The 18249-nt window shown below is 57.0% G+C and carries 16 protein-coding genes; 10 read left to right on the forward strand and 6 right to left on the reverse strand.

Features of this window, described 5'->3' with window-relative positions; all coding sequences use genetic code 11:
• Nucleotides 1-10 precede the first annotated feature (10 nt).
• Entirely contained in the window at nucleotides 11-460 is a 450-nt protein-coding gene (locus tag IT444_10770) for a SprT-like domain-containing protein (GenBank protein ID MCC7193252.1), read from the reverse strand.
• 516 nt (nucleotides 461-976) lie between these two features.
• On the opposite strand from IT444_10770, the gene IT444_10775 reads away from it, so the two are divergent.
• The gene (locus tag IT444_10775; protein ID MCC7193253.1) at nucleotides 977-2485 is read left to right on the forward strand and encodes a hypothetical protein; all 1509 of its coding nucleotides are present in this window, start codon (nucleotides 977-979) and stop codon (nucleotides 2483-2485) included.
• 296 nt (nucleotides 2486-2781) lie between these two features.
• A complete protein-coding gene (locus IT444_10780; protein ID MCC7193254.1) occupies nucleotides 2782-2988 on the forward strand; it encodes a hypothetical protein in 207 nt (68 codons plus the stop codon).
• 137 nt (nucleotides 2989-3125) lie between these two features.
• On the opposite strand, the gene IT444_10785 is transcribed toward IT444_10780, so the two are convergent.
• From IT444_10785 to IT444_10795, 3 genes are all read right to left on the reverse strand, one after another.
• Nucleotides 3126-3764: a PilZ domain-containing protein gene (locus tag IT444_10785; protein MCC7193255.1), complete on the reverse strand. Its 639-nt coding sequence runs from the start codon at nucleotides 3762-3764 to the stop codon at nucleotides 3126-3128.
• A 164-nt stretch (nucleotides 3765-3928) separates the two neighbouring features.
• On the reverse strand, nucleotides 3929-5641 hold the full coding sequence (locus tag IT444_10790) for a glycosyltransferase family 39 protein (GenBank protein ID MCC7193256.1): 1713 nt from the start codon (nucleotides 5639-5641) through the stop codon (nucleotides 3929-3931).
• Nucleotides 5638-6477, reverse strand: coding sequence for a phytanoyl-CoA dioxygenase family protein (locus IT444_10795; protein MCC7193257.1), 840 nt, complete (start codon nucleotides 6475-6477; stop codon nucleotides 5638-5640). Before IT444_10795 ends, IT444_10790 begins: the two co-directional genes overlap by 4 nt.
• Nucleotides 6478-6756: 279 nt before the next feature.
• Here IT444_10795 and IT444_10800 point away from each other — a divergent pair, with 279 nt between their 5' ends.
• Together IT444_10800 and IT444_10805 are read left to right on the forward strand one after the other, a co-directional pair.
• Nucleotides 6757-7755, forward strand: coding sequence for a fatty acid desaturase (locus IT444_10800; GenBank protein ID MCC7193258.1), 999 nt, complete (start codon nucleotides 6757-6759; stop codon nucleotides 7753-7755).
• Nucleotides 7756-7938: 183 nt separating this feature from the next.
• Nucleotides 7939-9849 (forward strand): hypothetical protein, encoded by a 1911-nt coding sequence (locus IT444_10805; GenBank protein MCC7193259.1) that lies wholly within the window; start codon nucleotides 7939-7941, stop codon nucleotides 9847-9849.
• 92 nt (nucleotides 9850-9941) lie between these two features.
• Here the strand turns inward: IT444_10805 and IT444_10810 are convergent, their stop codons facing one another.
• Nucleotides 9942-10562 carry a nucleoside monophosphate kinase gene (locus IT444_10810; GenBank protein MCC7193260.1) on the reverse strand — a complete coding sequence of 207 codons (621 nt, stop codon included), beginning with the start codon at nucleotides 10560-10562 and terminating at the stop codon, nucleotides 9942-9944.
• A gap of 95 nt (nucleotides 10563-10657) precedes the next feature.
• Nucleotides 10658-11128, reverse strand: coding sequence for an NADH-quinone oxidoreductase subunit A (locus IT444_10815; protein ID MCC7193261.1), 471 nt, complete (start codon nucleotides 11126-11128; stop codon nucleotides 10658-10660).
• A gap of 328 nt (nucleotides 11129-11456) precedes the next feature.
• Between IT444_10815 and IT444_10820 the strand changes: the two genes are divergently transcribed.
• From IT444_10820 to IT444_10845, 6 genes are all read left to right on the forward strand, one after another.
• Nucleotides 11457-11948, forward strand: coding sequence for an Rrf2 family transcriptional regulator (locus IT444_10820; GenBank protein MCC7193262.1), 492 nt, complete (start codon nucleotides 11457-11459; stop codon nucleotides 11946-11948).
• Between the two features lie 57 nt (nucleotides 11949-12005).
• On the forward strand, nucleotides 12006-13220 hold the full coding sequence (locus tag IT444_10825) for an IscS subfamily cysteine desulfurase (protein MCC7193263.1): 1215 nt from the start codon (nucleotides 12006-12008) through the stop codon (nucleotides 13218-13220).
• A gap of 96 nt (nucleotides 13221-13316) precedes the next feature.
• The gene (iscU, locus tag IT444_10830) at nucleotides 13317-13754 is read left to right on the forward strand and encodes a Fe-S cluster assembly scaffold IscU (GenBank protein MCC7193264.1); all 438 of its coding nucleotides are present in this window, start codon (nucleotides 13317-13319) and stop codon (nucleotides 13752-13754) included.
• Between the two features lie 98 nt (nucleotides 13755-13852).
• Nucleotides 13853-14197, forward strand: coding sequence for an iron-sulfur cluster insertion protein ErpA (gene erpA / locus IT444_10835; protein ID MCC7193265.1), 345 nt, complete (start codon nucleotides 13853-13855; stop codon nucleotides 14195-14197).
• A gap of 301 nt (nucleotides 14198-14498) precedes the next feature.
• Nucleotides 14499-15725, forward strand: a complete 1227-nt coding sequence (locus tag IT444_10840) for a PEP-CTERM sorting domain-containing protein (protein ID MCC7193266.1) — start codon at nucleotides 14499-14501, stop codon at nucleotides 15723-15725.
• A 63-nt stretch (nucleotides 15726-15788) separates the two neighbouring features.
• A partial coding sequence (locus IT444_10845) for a hypothetical protein (GenBank protein MCC7193267.1) occupies nucleotides 15789-18249 on the forward strand: 2461 nt, incomplete at its 3' end.

Here is an 18249-nt window from a genome sequence, read left to right on the forward strand (position 1 = left end):
GACGCATCTTCTATCTTTGAAGAATGCGTGCTTGAACCTTTACCGGGTTTCTGCACTTTCGACAAATCAGTTTCCGCGCTGAAGCCCGGTGACGGGACACCGACCAGCCGCACGTCGTGCAACTGACGACGTAAGCCCCTAAACGTCGCGGGGGCGAAACCACTTCCGTATCGTCGTAGCACCGCTTGGGATTGGCACCGATCTCACGACACTTGGCTTTCCATCGGCTGCCGTGACCATCGCCTGGCGTCAAGGCGTGGGCGATCTCATGAAGGAGCGTATCGCGGACCTGCTCCGGAGAGTTAAGGAAAGTCAGATGCCGTGAAAGCGTGATCTGTTTTCGTCCCGGCTTGCAGGAACCAAAGCGACGTCTGGCGTGATCGAAGCAAAACATCCATCCACTCAGACCATGCTGCCGCATCAGTTCGACCGCGAGCTGTCGGGCGTCAGTGAGGTCCATGGTTTCTTGATGGTAGCTGCAAAGCTCGCGTCTGCTGCGGACAGATAGGCATCCAGACTGCGCTGCAATGCGAATCATTTGAGACATCGCGAATGAGTACGGCATTCCGACGAGTTATCGGAAATGGCTGACCCGTGTTATTGAGGCCAAAAGCGATGAATGACGCATAAGTGGTGCATTATACGACTAGAATTTGGTCGCATTTTGATACGAAAGTTTTATCGTAACACATTGTGTAAATAGGGTTTACGACAACACTCACCCGCAGAATAAGCCATATTTTTGCAAATATTTGTAATTTCAATTCTTATATCGATGAAAATCGCAGTTGGTTATGAAATAAGCCTGTCTTTTGTCGCGTCGTAAGACATTTTTTATTTCTCGAAATATTTTTGAACTCTAGTTGTGGCCATGACTTACCGATCTCTTTTCGGACGCGCCTTCGGCCTGGCACGGGCCATGCTTTTACACATGCGTCCTCACGGAGAGGTGAGAGACAAACTTAGGAGAGTTGTCATGGCTATCGCGACCCAAACAGATGTGATGATGGTGGCTCCTGGCGAAATGATCAGCGAAGGGCTGACTGACGCGGCCGAGCGTAATAGCTGGCCTCTGGTCAGCGGCGCGGCGATCAAGACGCTGCTGCGCGAGGTCGTGACCCGCGGCCCGAAGGTCGTCGTTGTTCAACTCAGCAATGCGCTGATTGAGCAGACGATGTCTCTCATCGAATCTCTCCGCGTGCTCCGCCCGGGCATCCGTATCGTGGCGGCAGCGACTCACCACCACGAAATCATCGAGCAGGTCAGCCGATGTGCCGGCGTCACGATGTACTTGCCGCACGCGGCTGACGTCAGCCGTCTTGAGGAGGCGATCTACTCCCTCGCCACCACGCCCGCCATCGAACCTGGCATTACCGATTCCGAACGCTCGACCGCAACCAGCCGTCGCAGCTCCCGTCTGCAAACGGGAATTTCCCGCCTGGGTATGGCTGGCATGATCTTCATGGCTTTCATGCTCTCGCTGATGGTCGGCACCAATAACAAAGCCAACGCCGCGGCCATCGTGCTCAGCGATAAGGCGTCCAAGGCCTACTTCAATCTCGACGGCACCGCGATGACGCCGAGTGACTACCAGCCCAGCGTTGCCGCACCCATCGGGCTCTACGACCTCCAGCGCTCGCAGTACATTCTCGGCCAGCCGGTTTCGCCTCCGCTCCATGACGTGAATCAACAGTGGTTCTGGTATCGCGTCGGCAACGGCCCGGAACGTCAGGTCAATGACGCCAATCTGACCCGCGTCTCCACCTTCGCCTACGACACCAACCCCAGCGTTGATACCGCCAACGATCGGCTCGAAATTACCTACCAGGAAAACGGGGCTAACCCGCGATTCCAGATCATGATTCAGTACGATCTCATCGGCGGCCCGCAGTACTCACACACCGTCGGCGTCAGCAGAACGATCTCCGTCATCAGCTTGACGGGATCAAACCTGAACTTCCACATTTTCGACTACTCGGACCTGACCCTCGGTTATGCCTACAACAATGCTGAGGAAAACAACATCCACCCCGACCTGGGGCAATTCCTCAACTCCGACGGCTCAACGGTCAGGCAGTGGGATAACGACGGTGACTTCAACCCTGCTCTGGATCCCCCTAACGGAAACTACGAGTCGTATGCACGACGTGACTCGGATTCACAGACCACGACTCTGACCGACCCGGACCACTTCTCCATCTCGAAGAACGCCGGTGCGGGCAACATTCTGTCGAGCTTGAACAACGGCTCCGCTACGACTCTCTCTGACAACATGACGACCAATGGCGGGCTGCCTGCGAACCTGGCCTTCGCTTTCCAGTACGACTTCATCCTCGGTCCCGGCCAAGGCTGGATCGGCGGAGCCAACCTGCTGATCGTCCCTGAACCCTCCAGCTTCGCGGTCATGGCAGGAACAACCATCGCCCTGGCACTCATACGACCTAACCGAAAGCGATACAAGCAACAGCACTTTGCTGCAGCCTGATTCGCTCCAAGCGACCTCGATAAGACTGACGAATCACGACCCGAAACCTGACATCTGAATAACGACTTTGCAGTGCTAACTCTCTCCTTTTGCTCTCTCTCCTTTGTCCTTGTTGGACAAACCTGCCGTTCCTGGTCGCCACCGCGAGCGGCACTTAAAGTGAACCGGTTCTCTCCACCGGTGTCTGAGAAACGAGTTCGGTAACCGGCGGGGTCAGACCTCTCCCCTGACCTCGCCCGTCTGGGAATCAGAAAGAAAGATCGATTCACCTTAACGACACATCAGGACTCACACCCATGACCACCCTCTCAAACACAACTCACCTGACCTCCTACCGCAGCATTGATGTGATCACCGCGGATCGCTCGCAGACCCGCCGCCATAAGCAGACCCTTGCCATCCTCGCATCCTCCACCGAGCCTACCTGGGTGAAGCTGCTCGCCGTGCTGGGATTCAATCCGGTTCGTCAGCGTGCTTTGCGCCGTCTGTCTGCTCGTGGATGAGAGCACTCCGACCGACCGCGTAACACACTCCAGTAACTACAAAAGATTCCGCGGATCTGGAGCAGTAAATACGTGCAGCTCGCCAGTGTGAGCACGATTACTGCTTGAGAGGTTGCCCAACGCCGCCACATCACCGCTTATGCGCCGGCCAGCCGACGGAGTTGATCTTTCTGAATCGCGGCGGCGATCAATCCCAGCCCCGCCTGTAAGCCATTCTGCCCATGTCCGCGAGGAGCTTCGACAGCATGAAAGCCATAGCGTTTCATGCGGCTGCCGGTTTCCATCATGTTCTGAACCCGTGCCTTGCCGGCGCAGGCGATCTCTCGATATTCAAGCTCGACCTCAAGCGTATCGCCGACATGAAAATCGCTCGCGGATAAAACCCCAAAGCCTGTTGCGCTGACATCGACTAATTGGCACATGCCGTCGCCTGCGACGCGGGCTGGAATCTTTGTTGTCCCAACAGACACGCGCAACGACTCGCGGTTCTCTGCGGAGATCGGCTCACCCGTGCAGGTGAACGCAACCAGCGGTTTTTGACCTTCCTGACAGGGCAGAATCGCCTGCACTACGACTGCCTGCTGAAGGAACTGCCGATTCGTCTGGGCGTGGGCAAAAGCATTCGCACCGACTTCGACTGCGAGCGGCTCGTCAAACTGCGCAACAAATGACTCGCTGTCGCACTCGACGATCAGTCCTTGAATCAGGACGCGATCCCTTGACTCTGCCTGCGGGTCGGGAATCCAGATAAATACGTCTCGGTGTTGCATGAGCATGATGGTGCCTCCGAACCGCGCCTCCAACATTATCGGCGGGATTCGCAGGGCTATTCATGCGACGACAAACAGGGGCAAGGATTGGAAAAGAGCACCGCTTAAACGTGATATCTGATCCGCGAAATATCTGGATTTCACGGTTACTGGAGGTCTAGCTGCAGGTTTTATTTGCCGGACAGCACGACCCAGTCCTCGAGCAGCGGCTGGCGTTTCCAGAGTAACAGCGGTTCCACCTTTTGAGCGGCTTGGGGCCATTTCTGCATCTGAGTTTCCCAACCCGAAGCGGTCGTAATAACAACCCCGTGCGGGTGTGCTGCGAGCCATGCGGGAAACTCATCAGTTGTCAACCTCGGAACCGATGCGCGGTTGTAAAACTCCAGCGAAGCGTCACGGGTCTGTACAAAAGCTAACTCCAGTGGACGCGATTGTCCCAGATGATTTTCCAGGCTGGTGACCAGTCGATCGTATTCGTGCGATGCGGTGATGGAGTCTTCGATTTCAAAGCCCCACATCCAGCAGCAGGCAAGCACGATGAATATGGCGATCATCGCGGGGGCACGTGTCTGCGGACGACGGCGGGCGTTCCGCCAAGCCCAGATACCAACCGCAACCACGCAACCCAGCGGCCACAACAGCAAGGCGAACAGAGGACCAAAACGCCAACTCATGATGATGATCCCGACGAGGAATCCGATCGCTGCGATGACGGTGAACGGCTCGACGACCCAGGGCAGACGGATGTTTGGATGAGGTGTTTCGTCTTCGCGTTCCAGCCAGCGTTGAAGCGTGCCCGCTGCCAAGAGTGCCATAGGCGGGCAAAGCGGCAGCAGATAACTCGGCAGCTTTCCGCGGATCAGCGAGAACATCACAAAAGGAACGATCACCGACAGTACCCAGAGCACGGATGGCTCCGCACGGCGCGCCATCTCCCGCGCCCGCGACCAGGGAAAATTGATTCCCGGAAGATTCATCAACATGGTGGCGGGGAAGAGTCCTCCCGCGAGGATCGGGATGAAGTAGTAGATCGGTTCGTTGTGATCACCTCGACCGCGCGCCCGATCGACCATTTCGTGCTGCCAGATCTGAATGGCAGCAGGATCGAGATGCCACACAAGCCCCGCCCACAGTACGAGTGGAATGAGAGAAAGCGTAAACCCCAGCGGGATCCGCAAAGCTCGCATATCGCGCCACCGTCCCGCCAAGCCGAGCCAGATCAGCAGCAGAGCCAGCGGCACCCATGCAACCGGCCCCTTGGTAAGCAGCCCCAAGGCCACACCCAGCCACGCAAAGACCGGCCAGCGTTTGTCGGCAGGTTCCCGCACGGCAAGAAAACCGAACATGAGCGTCATCCACCAGAACAAGCCGAGCAGTGCATCGGTGAGCGTCAGCCTTGCAAGAGCCAGATGCATCGGCATCAACGCCATCACGCCGGTGGCCAGACAAGCAAAGCGGTTTCCTCGTAATCTTCGCGCGAATCCAAACACCAACAGCAACGTGAGGGAACCCGCCAGGGCTGAGGGCAGACGCACCGCAAGTTCATTGACCCCAAAGGCGCGGATACATGCTGCTTCAAGCCAGTAGGTGAGCGGCGGCTTGGTCAGATGCGGATGGTTTTCATAAACCGGAACCAGCCAGCCGGAGCCGGACGCCATGTTCATACTGACGACGGCATACCGCGCCTCGGAAGGACTCTTCAACGGATGATCCCCTAGACTGAACCAGATCATCCCTATACACAGCGTCAGAAACAGAGGTATGGACAAACTGCGCACCGCGTCGGGGACGATCGACTTGGCGCGAGACAAGACTGGCGCTTCTGGATCGCTGTACGCTGGCGCATCAACCTCAACTACATCATTCGGATGATGCCATTTCATAGATCGTGGTGTGTCCGGGTGGCGGCTGATCCAAATTCGTCGCCCTGCTTCTGATATCGGTTATCCATGCTCAAACGCAACGTATCGGCGGTGATATTAGGCAGCGCAGCGTGAACGGTGTGGCTATGGAAGATCAGGCAATCTCCCAGACGGTAGGCCGAGGCATGCCACTCATCTCCCCCGGTGTTATCGAGGTCGGACGGGAGCAGCCCCATGCCCGCGAACTTGTGTTCCTTGTTGAGCGAGTGTTCAAGGAATCCGCGTTTGTGCGATCCACGTAAAACCTTGACGCCTCCAACTTCGATGGGAACATCACCGATGGGCGACCAGATGGTGTAAGTGTCGGGAGTTCCGCGAATGTACTGCCAATCCTGATGTGCGGGTGTGGTCTGGGCCGCGTTCTGCGGGAAACTGACTCGTCCGATGTGCATGCGGTGCATCATCACCGGGCCATCGACGATTTTTCCAATGATGTCAAAGTAGAAACGGTCTTCAGGCAGCGCGTTGAATGCGGGATGATTCACAATCCGCTTGTAGATCGTCATGTACTCCTGATCGCCTTCCCCAAACGGGCCGGCTCCGGACCATTTACCTTCCATCAAATCGTGCTTGCGCGTTTCCACCCAGCCAGCCTCGGCGCAAATCGTCAGCATGGCGCGACGAACGGCAAGAATCTTTTCCTTCGGTCCCATACCCTGAAAAAACAGGTAGCCATCCTCCTGCATTCGCTTGCGGAGTTTCGCAGGATTTTCAAAGTCGGCGTTGGATGTTTGCAGAGGGCGAAGGTCTTGAGCAATCGGCATGTCGGCGACTCCAAGCGTTATCGTATAGTTCAAGTTCAGGCGATTATCATACGCTTCAATGCCAGACAAAAGCAGACGTAGGATGAATTACGACGGCACCATGCAACCCGTTCACGGATGGCGTCGGGATAACGTCAGCCCTGAAAAACTAATTTCACAGCAACGGCTGAAGAAGTTGCCGATAATTACTTGATTGCTATAGTTCATCCACCCCACTAAACCAGAACTGCCTCTGATTCGTTGATACAGCCAGCCAGCCTCAAAAAAATGGAACCCCCACTGCCCCAGGACGGGGCCCACGGAGTGCTTAAGTTGCAACTATTCAAATCGGGTGTATTCCACCCGTCGATCGATCCCACCCACCGCCGTCCGGATTGGGCGGTCATTATTGCGTTCATCGCGCTGCATGTCGGCTGCCTCGCTGCGCCGTTCACCTTTACATGGAGTTCCCTTTTCCTTGCGCTGGGGCTGATCTGGTTATGCGCGGGAATCGGGATCACGCTCTGCTACCACCGGCTGCTGACTCATCGTTCGTTCCATACACCCAAATGGTTTGAGTATGTGCTGACTGTCATCGGTACGCTCAACTGGCAAGGCGGCCCGATCAAGTGGGTCGGCGTTCACCGCCTGCATCACCGTGATTCTGATCTGCCCGGCGACCCGCACTCACCCAACAATGGCTTCAACTGGGCTCACATCGGTTGGATGCTTTACAAAGACCATAACGACTTCAAGCCCCGCGAAGCTGCCAAAGACCTGATGCGCGATAAAGTCACCAAGTGGCTCGACGATTACTTTTTCCTGCCGCAGTTTGCCTTGGTAGCGATACTCTACGGCATCGGATACTCGATTGACCGAGCACCGTTCGGGTTGGGTTTTTCGTTTGTGATCTGGGGCGTCTGCGTGCGCACCGTGGTGGTCTATCACGGCACATGGCTGGTGAACTCCGCCAGCCACATCTGGGGCTACCGCAACTTTGAGACGACCGATCAATCTCGGAACAACTGGTGGGTTGCGGCACTCTCCTTCGGAGAAGGCTGGCATAACAACCATCACGCATACCAGCGCTCCGCAGCGCACGGCCTGCGCTGGTGGGAGCTGGACATGACCTACCTCACGATCCGCTTCCTCGCATTGTTCGGCCTGGCGACGAAAGTTGTCGTGCCCGAGGCTGAGGTGCCGCGCAGCCGCCTGCTCCGCATCCGTGATCGTGTCGCCGCCCGCGCGACCGAGCGCCGCGTCCGCCATCTTGACACCACGCCGTTGTCTTGGACGCAACGGATTCTGCAATTACTGGCGGTACGGTCGTAACCTTCGACTAGCCCGCTCCCGGAACCCATCGGCCCCGCAGCACGCCGATTTCCCCTGTGTCCACAGATCTACACGCTCTCCATCGTCATCGACAATGGGGATTCGATTTTGAATTACTTGCACTTTGCCTTTCTCTCATTACCATCGGCGAACTCATTTTCCTATCCAATACCGAGGTAACCCGTGAATATCACCGCAGGACTGCTCGATCGCATCGTGCTTCAGCGCAACAATCGAAACGTCTCCGATGCCGAATTTTCCGGTGACACTCAGGCTGCTGGCGATGTCATCGTGCGCGTCACCAAAGGCGGGAAAAAGGTCAAGGGCTTTGACGGCAAAGTAGTGGGCAAAGCATCGAATGGAAAAATCACAGGAAGACTTACCGGGCTGCCGGCGGGCGGGCCTTATGACGTGGTTGTTGCCGTCGTAGGTCATGGTGCTAAGGCGCAGACCTCGGTCGCTGACAAACAGAGGATCAAAAGTGTTCTCGTTGGCGATGTGTGGATCGCGGCAGGACAGTCAAACATGCAGGGGTGCGGCAATGCTCAATATCGTGCCAAACCCGACCCGATGGTTCGCGCGTTCTACATGGATGATCACTGGGCGACTGCGGTCGATCCGATCCACCAACTCAACACTGCTGTTGACTCTGTCCATAACGGCGGGATACGCACCGTGGCGACTGCTCCCAATCCCAAAGGAGTTGGCCCTGCGATCCACTTCGCTCAGGACATGTACCGACGCACCCGCGTGCCGCAGGGCATCATCGCCTGCGCTCACGGCGGCACCTCGATGTCGCAGTGGGATCCCAAGCTCAAGTCAAAAGGCGGTGCATCGCTTTACGGCGCGTCCATGCGCAGGCTGGAAAAGAACGGCGGGAAAATTGCCGGCGTCATCTGGTATCAAGGTGAAAGCGATTGCAATTCCGACGCCTCACGGCAATTCACCCCGCGAATGAAGGAGCTTATCGCCGCTTTCCGCAAGGATGCGCGAAATCCAAAGCTGCCATTCGTCCAGGTGCAATTAGGTCGGCTGCTCTCCATAGGATTTGATGTCCCTTCGTGGAACAGCGTGCAGGATCAACAGCGCCGGCTGGCACAAGATGCTCCTTTTGTCTCGCAAGTCGCGGCATATGACCTCCAACTCGACGATACGATTCACGTCGGAGGACGCGGCATGGCCATCCTCGGCGCGAGACTCGCTTACGCGATGGATGTGCTCCGTCGCGGCAGCAAGGCGGGCAAGCCTCCGATCACACTGAAAAAGGTCAACATTAAACCTAATCCTGTCTCGGGACAGGTCGATGTCCTGATCGACTTTGATAATGTCGTCGGATCGCTACACGTACCCGGCGGGATACGACCCACAGGCTTCAGTCTCGTGGACAACCGGCCCGTGCCTATCATTTACGACATAGAACTCAGGGGTCATACAGTCGTTCTTCACACCAATTTTGCGATGAGCGGTCTAGGTGATAAGACCGTGTATCACGGCTGGGGTATCGACACGTATTGCAATGTTCAAGATGAGGCTGGACGATTGATTCCGGTGTTTGGACCGGTCGCCACCGGCGAACCTCGCGCGGTGACGCCGATGGTCGAACGAATCAATATCGCATTTCCGATCGCCATTCCCACGGACTCCGGCGTAGATACAAAACTCAACGGTCTCAAGTACCCCGCGGATCAGGCCAACTTCCCCTGGAAGTTGAATGTTTTTGAAAACCGCTTCTGCGACATCCACCTCCAGACGGCTGTGCTGGAGAAACAGGACTTCATTGCCTACTTCAAGTGTACGCTCGAAGTACCCGAACCGATGAAGCTCGATATCTGCCTGGGTTACGACGGCCCGGTCAAGGCCTGGATCGACGGAGAGGAAGTCTTTCACGATCCACAGGGTAATAACCCGGCATGGGAAGATCGCGGCACAGCGCCGATCAAAGCAAAACCCGGCTCACACGAAGTAATCGTCGCCTTGGCATCGAACAAGAACAATGCGTGGGGAATATTCCTGCGCTTTGAACGAAAAGATGTGAGCAAGGAACAACTCAAGCTTGGGGTTGTGTCCTGCGTGCTGCCGTCGGTCAGAGCGTAACCCGACGAAACATTCGCACTTTGCGGCGTGAGCACCGACCTATGCTCCGGTCGCGGTGATTGTGCGCCCGCAAGGACGTTGCTGCCCGTTAATCAGTCGTGCAACGTGCCTTTGAACACCATTTCCTGAATGGGTGCGACAACGTTCAGCACGCCCGCCAGAACTTTGGCCGGCGATCCGATGGAATTAACTTCGACAATCAGCTCCGACGGATAATGTCCCAGCAGCGGATAGGTTTCTTCTTCATAAACCGCCCATCGCTTACGGATCACTTTTTCGTCGGCATCATCGAAGCGGTTTTCTTTCAGAGCGCGACGGCGAAGACGTTCGAACATCGCATTCTGGTCCGTACAAACCAGATGGATAATTTTCTGGACATCAATGTGCTGATCCATCAATTTGGCTTGCGCAGTGGTACGCGGGATGCCGTCGAGAATCAACAGATCCTTCGCGGGCTTGTAATCTCCGATCACACTGCGAGCGTGAATATTCGCCGCCCACATGCGGACGGTAACCTCATCAGGCACCAGCTCGCCGCGAGAGGAATACTCGTAAAAGATTTTTCCCAGTTCGCTGGTGATGTCGATGGAGCGAAAGACATCGCCGCAGGAGCAGTGATGGAACCCCGGGACCATACCCAGAATTTTGCCCTGCGTGCCCTTACCTGAGCCTGGTGCGCCGAAGAGTAGTACGGTTTTGAAGCGACTGGCCATGAATTGATCGCCGTTGAAGATTGTCCGGTGGCGGATGAACGTATCACCGCTCGATCTTAATAATCGGTAATCGGCAATCTCGCGTCGGTAATTTCTTATCGAACCGCTGCGGCACTGCGGGCATCTTCCAGCGCCTCAGGATCACGACGCGCCAATGCCGCCATATCGAGCGACCCTCGACCCGCGGACTGGATCGACGTGTTTACCGCGCTGCGGACCCAATCGAGGCTGCCGCTGTACCACTCATAGGCGTATCCGATAACGATGACCGCAAGGAACGGCGCGCCGAGCACCACAGCTTCCGTGGGAAAATCACGGAAGACAACTGCCCAGGGATAAATCAACGCCACTTCAACATCGAATACCAGATAAAAAAGCGCAACGATGTAGAAACGCAGATCGAACTGCACCCAACTCGACCCGACGGTCGGCTCGCCGCATTCGTAGATGGCTTTTTTCTCATCGTTGGGTAGCGAGGGCCGAACCAGACTCCCCACGAGGAGATTCAGCAGAACAAACCCAAGACCGAAGCCGAGAAAGATGGCGATATTGAGCAACGATTCCAATGACGAACTCCCTCAGATTGAGAACATGGAGAATCCTACCGCCCCGGACGCAATGGCTCAAACAGCCAATCGTGCTGCGCATAACCTCAACCGCTACGCTGGTCCTAAAATATCGTTGATAACTAGAATAATCACTGAGAATTTTGTACCCGTACCCGACTACAGTTTGGCTGCGACAATGCGCCAGCACTAGCGATTTCACCTACTCATTTACGTCATTTTGTGGTGATTTTGGACTTTTTATAGAAGCGTAACTTGAATTAGGACCGATTTGATCCTAGAATGACGATGGTGAGATAGATTCTCAATTAAAAGGTTCCTTCCGAACATGCTGAGCCTGACCCGCAAATCTGATTACGCACTGGTGGCGCTGGCCTATCTTGGCCAGCGTCGTGTGGCGTGCGAACCGGCGGTCAGTGCCCGCAAAATAGCGGATCAGTTCAATCTTCCGCTGCCTCTGCTGATGAACATTCTCAAAGACCTCGCCCACGCCAAGCTCGTTTCATCGACTCGTGGTCAGTCGGGTGGATATACCCTCGCCCACGACCCGGAGAATGTCACCATCCTGGAGGTCATCACTGCTCTGGAGGGACCGAGCCGTCTGACGCCATGTGCGGATGATCTGACCGTGCTGGGGCAGGAATGTCAGGTATGCGGCTGCGGGATCAGAGGGCCGATTCGGCGGCTGAATCATCGCATCCAGTCCTTCCTCGAAAACATGACTCTGCTTGACCTGATGGAGACTGACCCGGATGCGGAACATCTGTCGAGCGGTGTGAAGGTGAATCTATTGACGCGGTACGCGGCTGCGAGCTTGTGATGTTGTGAGTTGTTTGTCGTGATGCGGGAGAGAAAGAGAAGGAGTTTTGCGATGTCTGTGAAGTTGCCCATCTATCTTGACTACAACGCGACCACGCCGGTCGATCCGCGTGTGCTTGAGGCGATGCTGCCCTACTTCACCGTCCATTTCGGTAACGCAGCCAGCCGCAACCATCAGTTCGGCTGGACCGCCGAGGCTGCGGTGGACAAAGCCCGTGAACAGGTTGCAGCACTGATTGGTGCCAGTTCCAAGGAAATCGTCTGGACCTCCGGCTCAACCGAGTCAAATAACCTCGCCATCAAAGGCGTGGCTGATATGTACAAGGAGAAGGGCAAGCACATCATCACCGCTGTCCACGAACACAAGGCGGTGCTGGATCCGTGTAAGCGTCTCCAGAAAGAAGGCTACGACGTCACTTGGCTCGAACCGGGGCGAGACGGCGTGATCTACGCGGAACAGGTTGCGGCACACATTCGACCCGACACGATCTTGGTGTCGCTCATGTGGGCCAATAATGAGATCGGAACGATCAACGAAATTCCCGAGATCGGCCGGATCTGCAAAGAAAAAGACACGCTCTTTCACACCGACGCAACGCAATACGTCGGCAAACTGCCCTGCGATGTCGAAAAAGCAGGCATCGATCTGCTCAGCGCCAGCGCCCACAAAATGTACGGGCCAAAAGGTGTCGGCCTGCTTTACGTGCGCCGTCGCAAACCGCGCGTCCGGCTCACTCCGATCTTTGATGGCGGCGGACATGAGCGCGGCATGCGCAGCGGGACGCTCAACGTGCCAGGTATCGTTGGTATGGGGGCCGCTGCTGAAATCTGCATGAAGGAGATGGCTGACGAATCACAACGGCTGGCGGGTCTGCGTGACAAGCTCGAACAGGGCATCACCAGCCAGCTCGATCACGTTAATGTCAACGGCCACCCGGAGCGGCGTCTGCCGCATACGCTTAACATCAGCTTCGCCTATGTTGAGGGCGAGAGCCTGATGATGGCAATCAAGGAGATCGCTGTCAGCAGCGGCTCAGCATGCACCAGCGCAAGCTTGGAGCCGAGCTATGTGCTCAAGAGTCTGGGGATCGGCGACGACATGGCGCACAGCTCGCTGCGATTCGGCCTGGGACGCTTCACCACAGAGGATGAAATCGACTACACAATCGACGCAGTGGTCAAAGGTGTCAACAAACTTCGGGAAATGAGCCCGCTTTATGAGTTGGCGTTGGAAGGCATCGACCCGCACAGCGTCGAATGGGGTAAGCACTGAATGTATTCGCGGATCACGGAAGTCGAATCAGGGCACCAGTATTTTCTCCAGTCTGTCGCGCGGCCAGCCGGCCCCGCTTTGTGAAAGGATTGACACATGGCTTACAGCAACAAAGTCCTCGACCATTACGACAACCCGCGCAACGTGGGCAGCCTCGACAAAAAATCCCGTAACGTCGGGACAGGGATCGTCGGCGCCCCTGAATGCGGCGACGTCATGAAACTCCAGATCCAGGTGGATGACGCCACAGGCAAGATCGTGGATGCAAAATTCAAGACCTTCGGCTGCGGCAGCGCGATCGCTTCAAGCTCGCTGGCAACCGAATGGATGAAGGGGAAGACGCTCGAGGAGGCCTCGCAGATCAAGAACACCGACATCGTGCAGGAATTAAGCCTCCCGCCGGTGAAGATCCACTGTTCGGTGCTGGCAGAGGACGCGATCAAGAGTGCCATCGCGGACTACAAAAAAAAGCAGGAGGCTGCGGAAACGGCGGCGTCTGGAACAGGTAAGAGAACTGAACCGGCAACCGCGTGAGATTGCCGAGTTATTTCGAATAAATAGGCGAGGCTGGGGAACCCGCCTATAATGCATCAACCGGTGGACCCCCACCCACACACGGAGTGTATCGCATCATGGCCATCGAACTGTCGGAATCTGCGGCAAAGGAAATTCGCAACATCATCAAGGATCAGTCAGACAAGCAGGAGCTTGATGCTGCCAAGGTTCGTCTCCGCGTCGGTGTCAAAGGCGGCGGATGCTCAGGCTTCAGCTACGTCCTTGACCTGACCGAGCAGGAACGCGAGACCGACGAAAAATTCGAAAAGCACGGGATCACCATCGTCTGCGATCCCAAGAGCTATCTCTATCTCAACGGCGTCGAGATCGACTTCAAAGATGAGGTCATGGGACGCGGTTTCGTCTTCAAGAACCCGAACGCCACTAGTTCGTGCGGCTGCGGCAGCAGCTTCAGCGCGTAACAGCCGCCCGATACGGAGCCGCGGCGGTTCGAGAGCGGCCGAAATAGCAATTCTTCCCTTGTTTCATAAGGGCTGAGCCATTAGCTACTTCAGTTATTGCTCGGCTTGCTGAAACCCTTGCCTATTTTAACGCTATACCTCGGAGATCATGTTTCTCAGAGAATATTTTCTCATTTCCGGGGTTGTCAGGCGTGGATTAGGGATGTAGGCTGACTATTGCATTTGAATTGTTTTGATGGGATCGCATCTGCGGAAGATGCGCCCGGTTTTCATCTCTAGATCAAAGGAAAGAGGAGGAGAGATGGCCATATCAAAAATACGCCGACTCCACCCACTGATGTTTGCGGCTGTGTGGGCATCAATAACTACGGCAGCCGTTGCTTCGCCGCGCTATCTGGCCGGTCAGACAGGTACATTCGGCCTGCCTATGACCGACAGCTGGAACTATAACTCCGTCGGCCAGACCCTCAATTCGCTCGACGATGCCTATTCCGTCAGCTTCACTGCGACAAGTAACTTCACTATTGACCGTGCGATGCAGCGATACGTCGGCGTCGATGCGGGAACCACGCTTCGCATCGGCATCCAGGCGGATAACGGCAGCGGTGCGCCCGACGGCACATTTCTCAGTTCGACGGTATTTGATCCTGTGGACGGTAACCCCGTTTCCATGACTGCATTCACCGCAGTCAATCTCACGTCTGGAAATGTCTATCACCTCGTCACCCAGCCAGAAACCCTCGGGGGCGGCGAGTCCATGCTTATTTACACTTCATCGTCGAGCAATGCCTACCGCCCCTACGATCGCGCTCTCGACCCCGCACAGCATCGAAATGTTAAGACTAATGGCGGCGCGTGGATCTCAGTGTCATCCGACCCCTATGTCATTTTTGCCAACGGTTCGGACACCAATATCATCCCTGATATCAGCCAGCCTTACGGCACAATGGGAAGCACTTCGATCATAACGCAGGGAGGCGGAGGTTCACGCATAGGTACGGAGTTTTCCATCACCGATGGCGAGGTTCCCGTTGGAGCAACTGTCCGGATCAGTGACGTGACACTACGACTCACAAAGGGAGGAGCCCTCAACCCCAGCCAAGTATTTACTCTGGCCCTGCGTGAGTTAGATGGCACCCTACTGGGCAAGGTTGATGTACCGGTCAATACGATCCCTTCCGGGGCTAACACTTTGACATGGAACTTCGACTCGCCGATTGACCTGATTCAAGGGCAGTCTTACCTGTTCACCACCAGCTATGCAGCCGGCAGCAGCAGTAGTGACATAATCACTCTTTACATTGCTTACGCTCCATACCCCGCAGGTGTCGGAGGCGACTCCGGCTGGCTTGGCCGAATTGCTTCCAGAGCCAGTTCCGATGACTGGACTACGCACACTACTTCCGCTTCCATCGGCGACCTGCCAGTGAGTTTCACCGGCGTCGTCTTCGTTCCCGAGCCGGCGAGTCTTGTGTTGATGACGCTCGCGGGCGTTGCCTTGGTTGGTCGCCGTAATCGGATGGTTTGATTCAACAGCAGATGGAGCGTTTTGATTTGTTGGGAAAGTATTGCGGGGGAGAAGGGGTCAGTTTTGGATAACTTCATTTTCGCGCGAACCCGTACCCTCAATGCTAAGCGCCATCTGTGGCGGACGATCGCCACTGCGGTCATTCTGCCCGCCTCACTTGCGGGATTTTCTTCCGCCCGGGCTGACAACATCACCTGGGATGTGGCTGGCAGCGGTGCGTGGGACACCACCAGCCTGAACTGGGACAACAGCGGCTCACCCGATACCTTCACCAACGGCGACACGGTTACGTTCGACACCTCCGCAGCTGCAACCGCCACCTACACCATCACCGTTGATGCCGGGGGCGTCACGCCCGGCGCGATCAATATCGGCGGCGCGCCTGGCACCAGTCCCGTCATCCACTACAACTTTACCGGCGGGGCCATCGGCGGTGCCTCGACCAAGATGACCATCACCTCGCCTAACGACGCCAACGCCGCCGGCGCAATTGTGACACTCCAGTCAGCTAACACATTCGGCGGGGGCATCGACCTGGGTACCGCGACTAAGGGCAGTGACCTGATCAGCCAGGTGGACGGCGCACTGGGCACCGGCACGATCACGATGATGGGCGGTGCCGGCAACGCTGGCAGTTTCATCCGCTTCAATACCAACCCCCAGACCATCTCCAATGACATCGTGATGGCGGGCACCAGTGCCAGCCGGCACTACCTCTCTGCCTATGTGCTCACGCGACTGACCGGCTCGCTCACGGTCAACGACGACAACATCTATCTGTACAACGGAACAGGTTCCGCCCGACCGCTGGAGATCCGCCCCGGCGCAGGCGAGTCGGTCACCGGCACCGGCAACGTCCTCATGGCTCACGCCATTCTGAGCATCTCAGCCGCCAACCAGCTTCCTTCGGGGTACGTCTCCATCGGCGACCGGGCCGTGGTCGTGCTCGACAACCTCTCCTGGTCATCCTTCGGCCGCTCAAAGGGCACCGGCTCGAATCAGTGGACCGCCATCGCCACCGGCGGCTTCGCGGCCCGAGGAACTCCCGTCACGATCAACAGCGGCAACACCACCGACTACGCCTCCGGCATCAGTTTCGGCTACGGTGACACCTCCTACGCTGACCAATCCGTCACCCTCGACCTGCCCACTGGCAGCGACACCCTCACCCTCACCGCCGATCGCGCCTTTCGTGCTTACGGAGACAGTCTGTTCAATTACGTCTCCGGCCTGACAGTCAAAGGCCCGCTCCACGAGATCGCCGATCCCATCACGGACGCTGGCGGCGGATACGCGCTGACCATTGAGGCCTACAACAATACCAACAACAGCCCCTCCTACGGCGGGCAGATCCGCCTGAGTAATTCCGCCAACAGCTTCGCGCGACTCAACGTCGGCGGCCAGACCTCGAACATGAGCGGCATCGTCGTCGCTGACAGCGACGCAGCTCTGGGCACCAGCAATATCTACGTTGGCACCAATATCAACAACACATACGGGCTGCTGTTCTTCGATGACCGCGCCAACGTCGGCCAGACCTTCACCCGCCCGATGATCGTCGGCGCAGGCGTGACCGCCAACGTGCCTTCATCCGGCCTGGGCGCCTGGTCGGGCGATGTAACTTACACCGGGCACGTCACACTCACCGACGACCCGACCAAGCCCGACTACTCCACCGCCGGCAACCTCGTCGTACAGGCGCAGAGCGGCGCGAAGCTCACGCTGGGCACCACGGCTACCGCCGCCTGGTTTGAGAACGACCGCCAGAACATCACCACCCCCGCCACCAACGGCGCGATCTACCGCAAGACCGGCACCGGGGAGGTCGTGCTGCGCAATATCGACTTCACCACCGGCTCGTTCAACGCGAACTACTACTGGGCGCTGACGGACGGGACACTGACCAGCGAGAACTCCGCTTACCTCACCAGCGGAAACCTGGCCTTGCAGAACCTGTTAGCAGCCAACACCAACCCCGGACGAACCCTGCACATCGCCGTTGTCGATCACACCTTCAACAACGTCGCCAGCAACACGTTTACGGGCAGTCCGACGGTCGAGGTTGACAACGGCATCACCTTCACGACCAACCTTACCACGGGAAACCGCCTGTACGGCGGCACAACCGGCGCGCAGACGCTCACCAAAACCGGCGGCGGCACGTGGGTGCTCAACAGCTCCACCGCCCTCTCCGGCTCCGGTGAAACTACCGACCGTTTCCAGGTCGATTCAGGCGTTCTGGATGTTCGTGGTGATACGGGCAACGCTGGTTTCACCGTCAACGGCGGCACCCTGCTGTCGGGCAACGTGTCCGGCTTTGCCTCTGGCCGCGTGCTGGAGATCACCGCAGCAGGCGGCAAGGTCGGCGTCTCCGTCAACGCCACCGCCAACGTCACCCGCTCGGCAACTTCCATCAACACCTGGACGCAGGGCGGGACCGTCACCTTCGCCAGCCGTGACAACTACAACCTCGCCTTCACCAACGCCGCCTTCCCCGACATCACCGCAGGCACCGTCCTCTTTG

It is taken from the genome of Phycisphaeraceae bacterium, from assembly GCA_020851465.1.
GTDB lineage: Bacteria > Planctomycetota > Phycisphaerae > Phycisphaerales > Phycisphaeraceae > JADZCR01.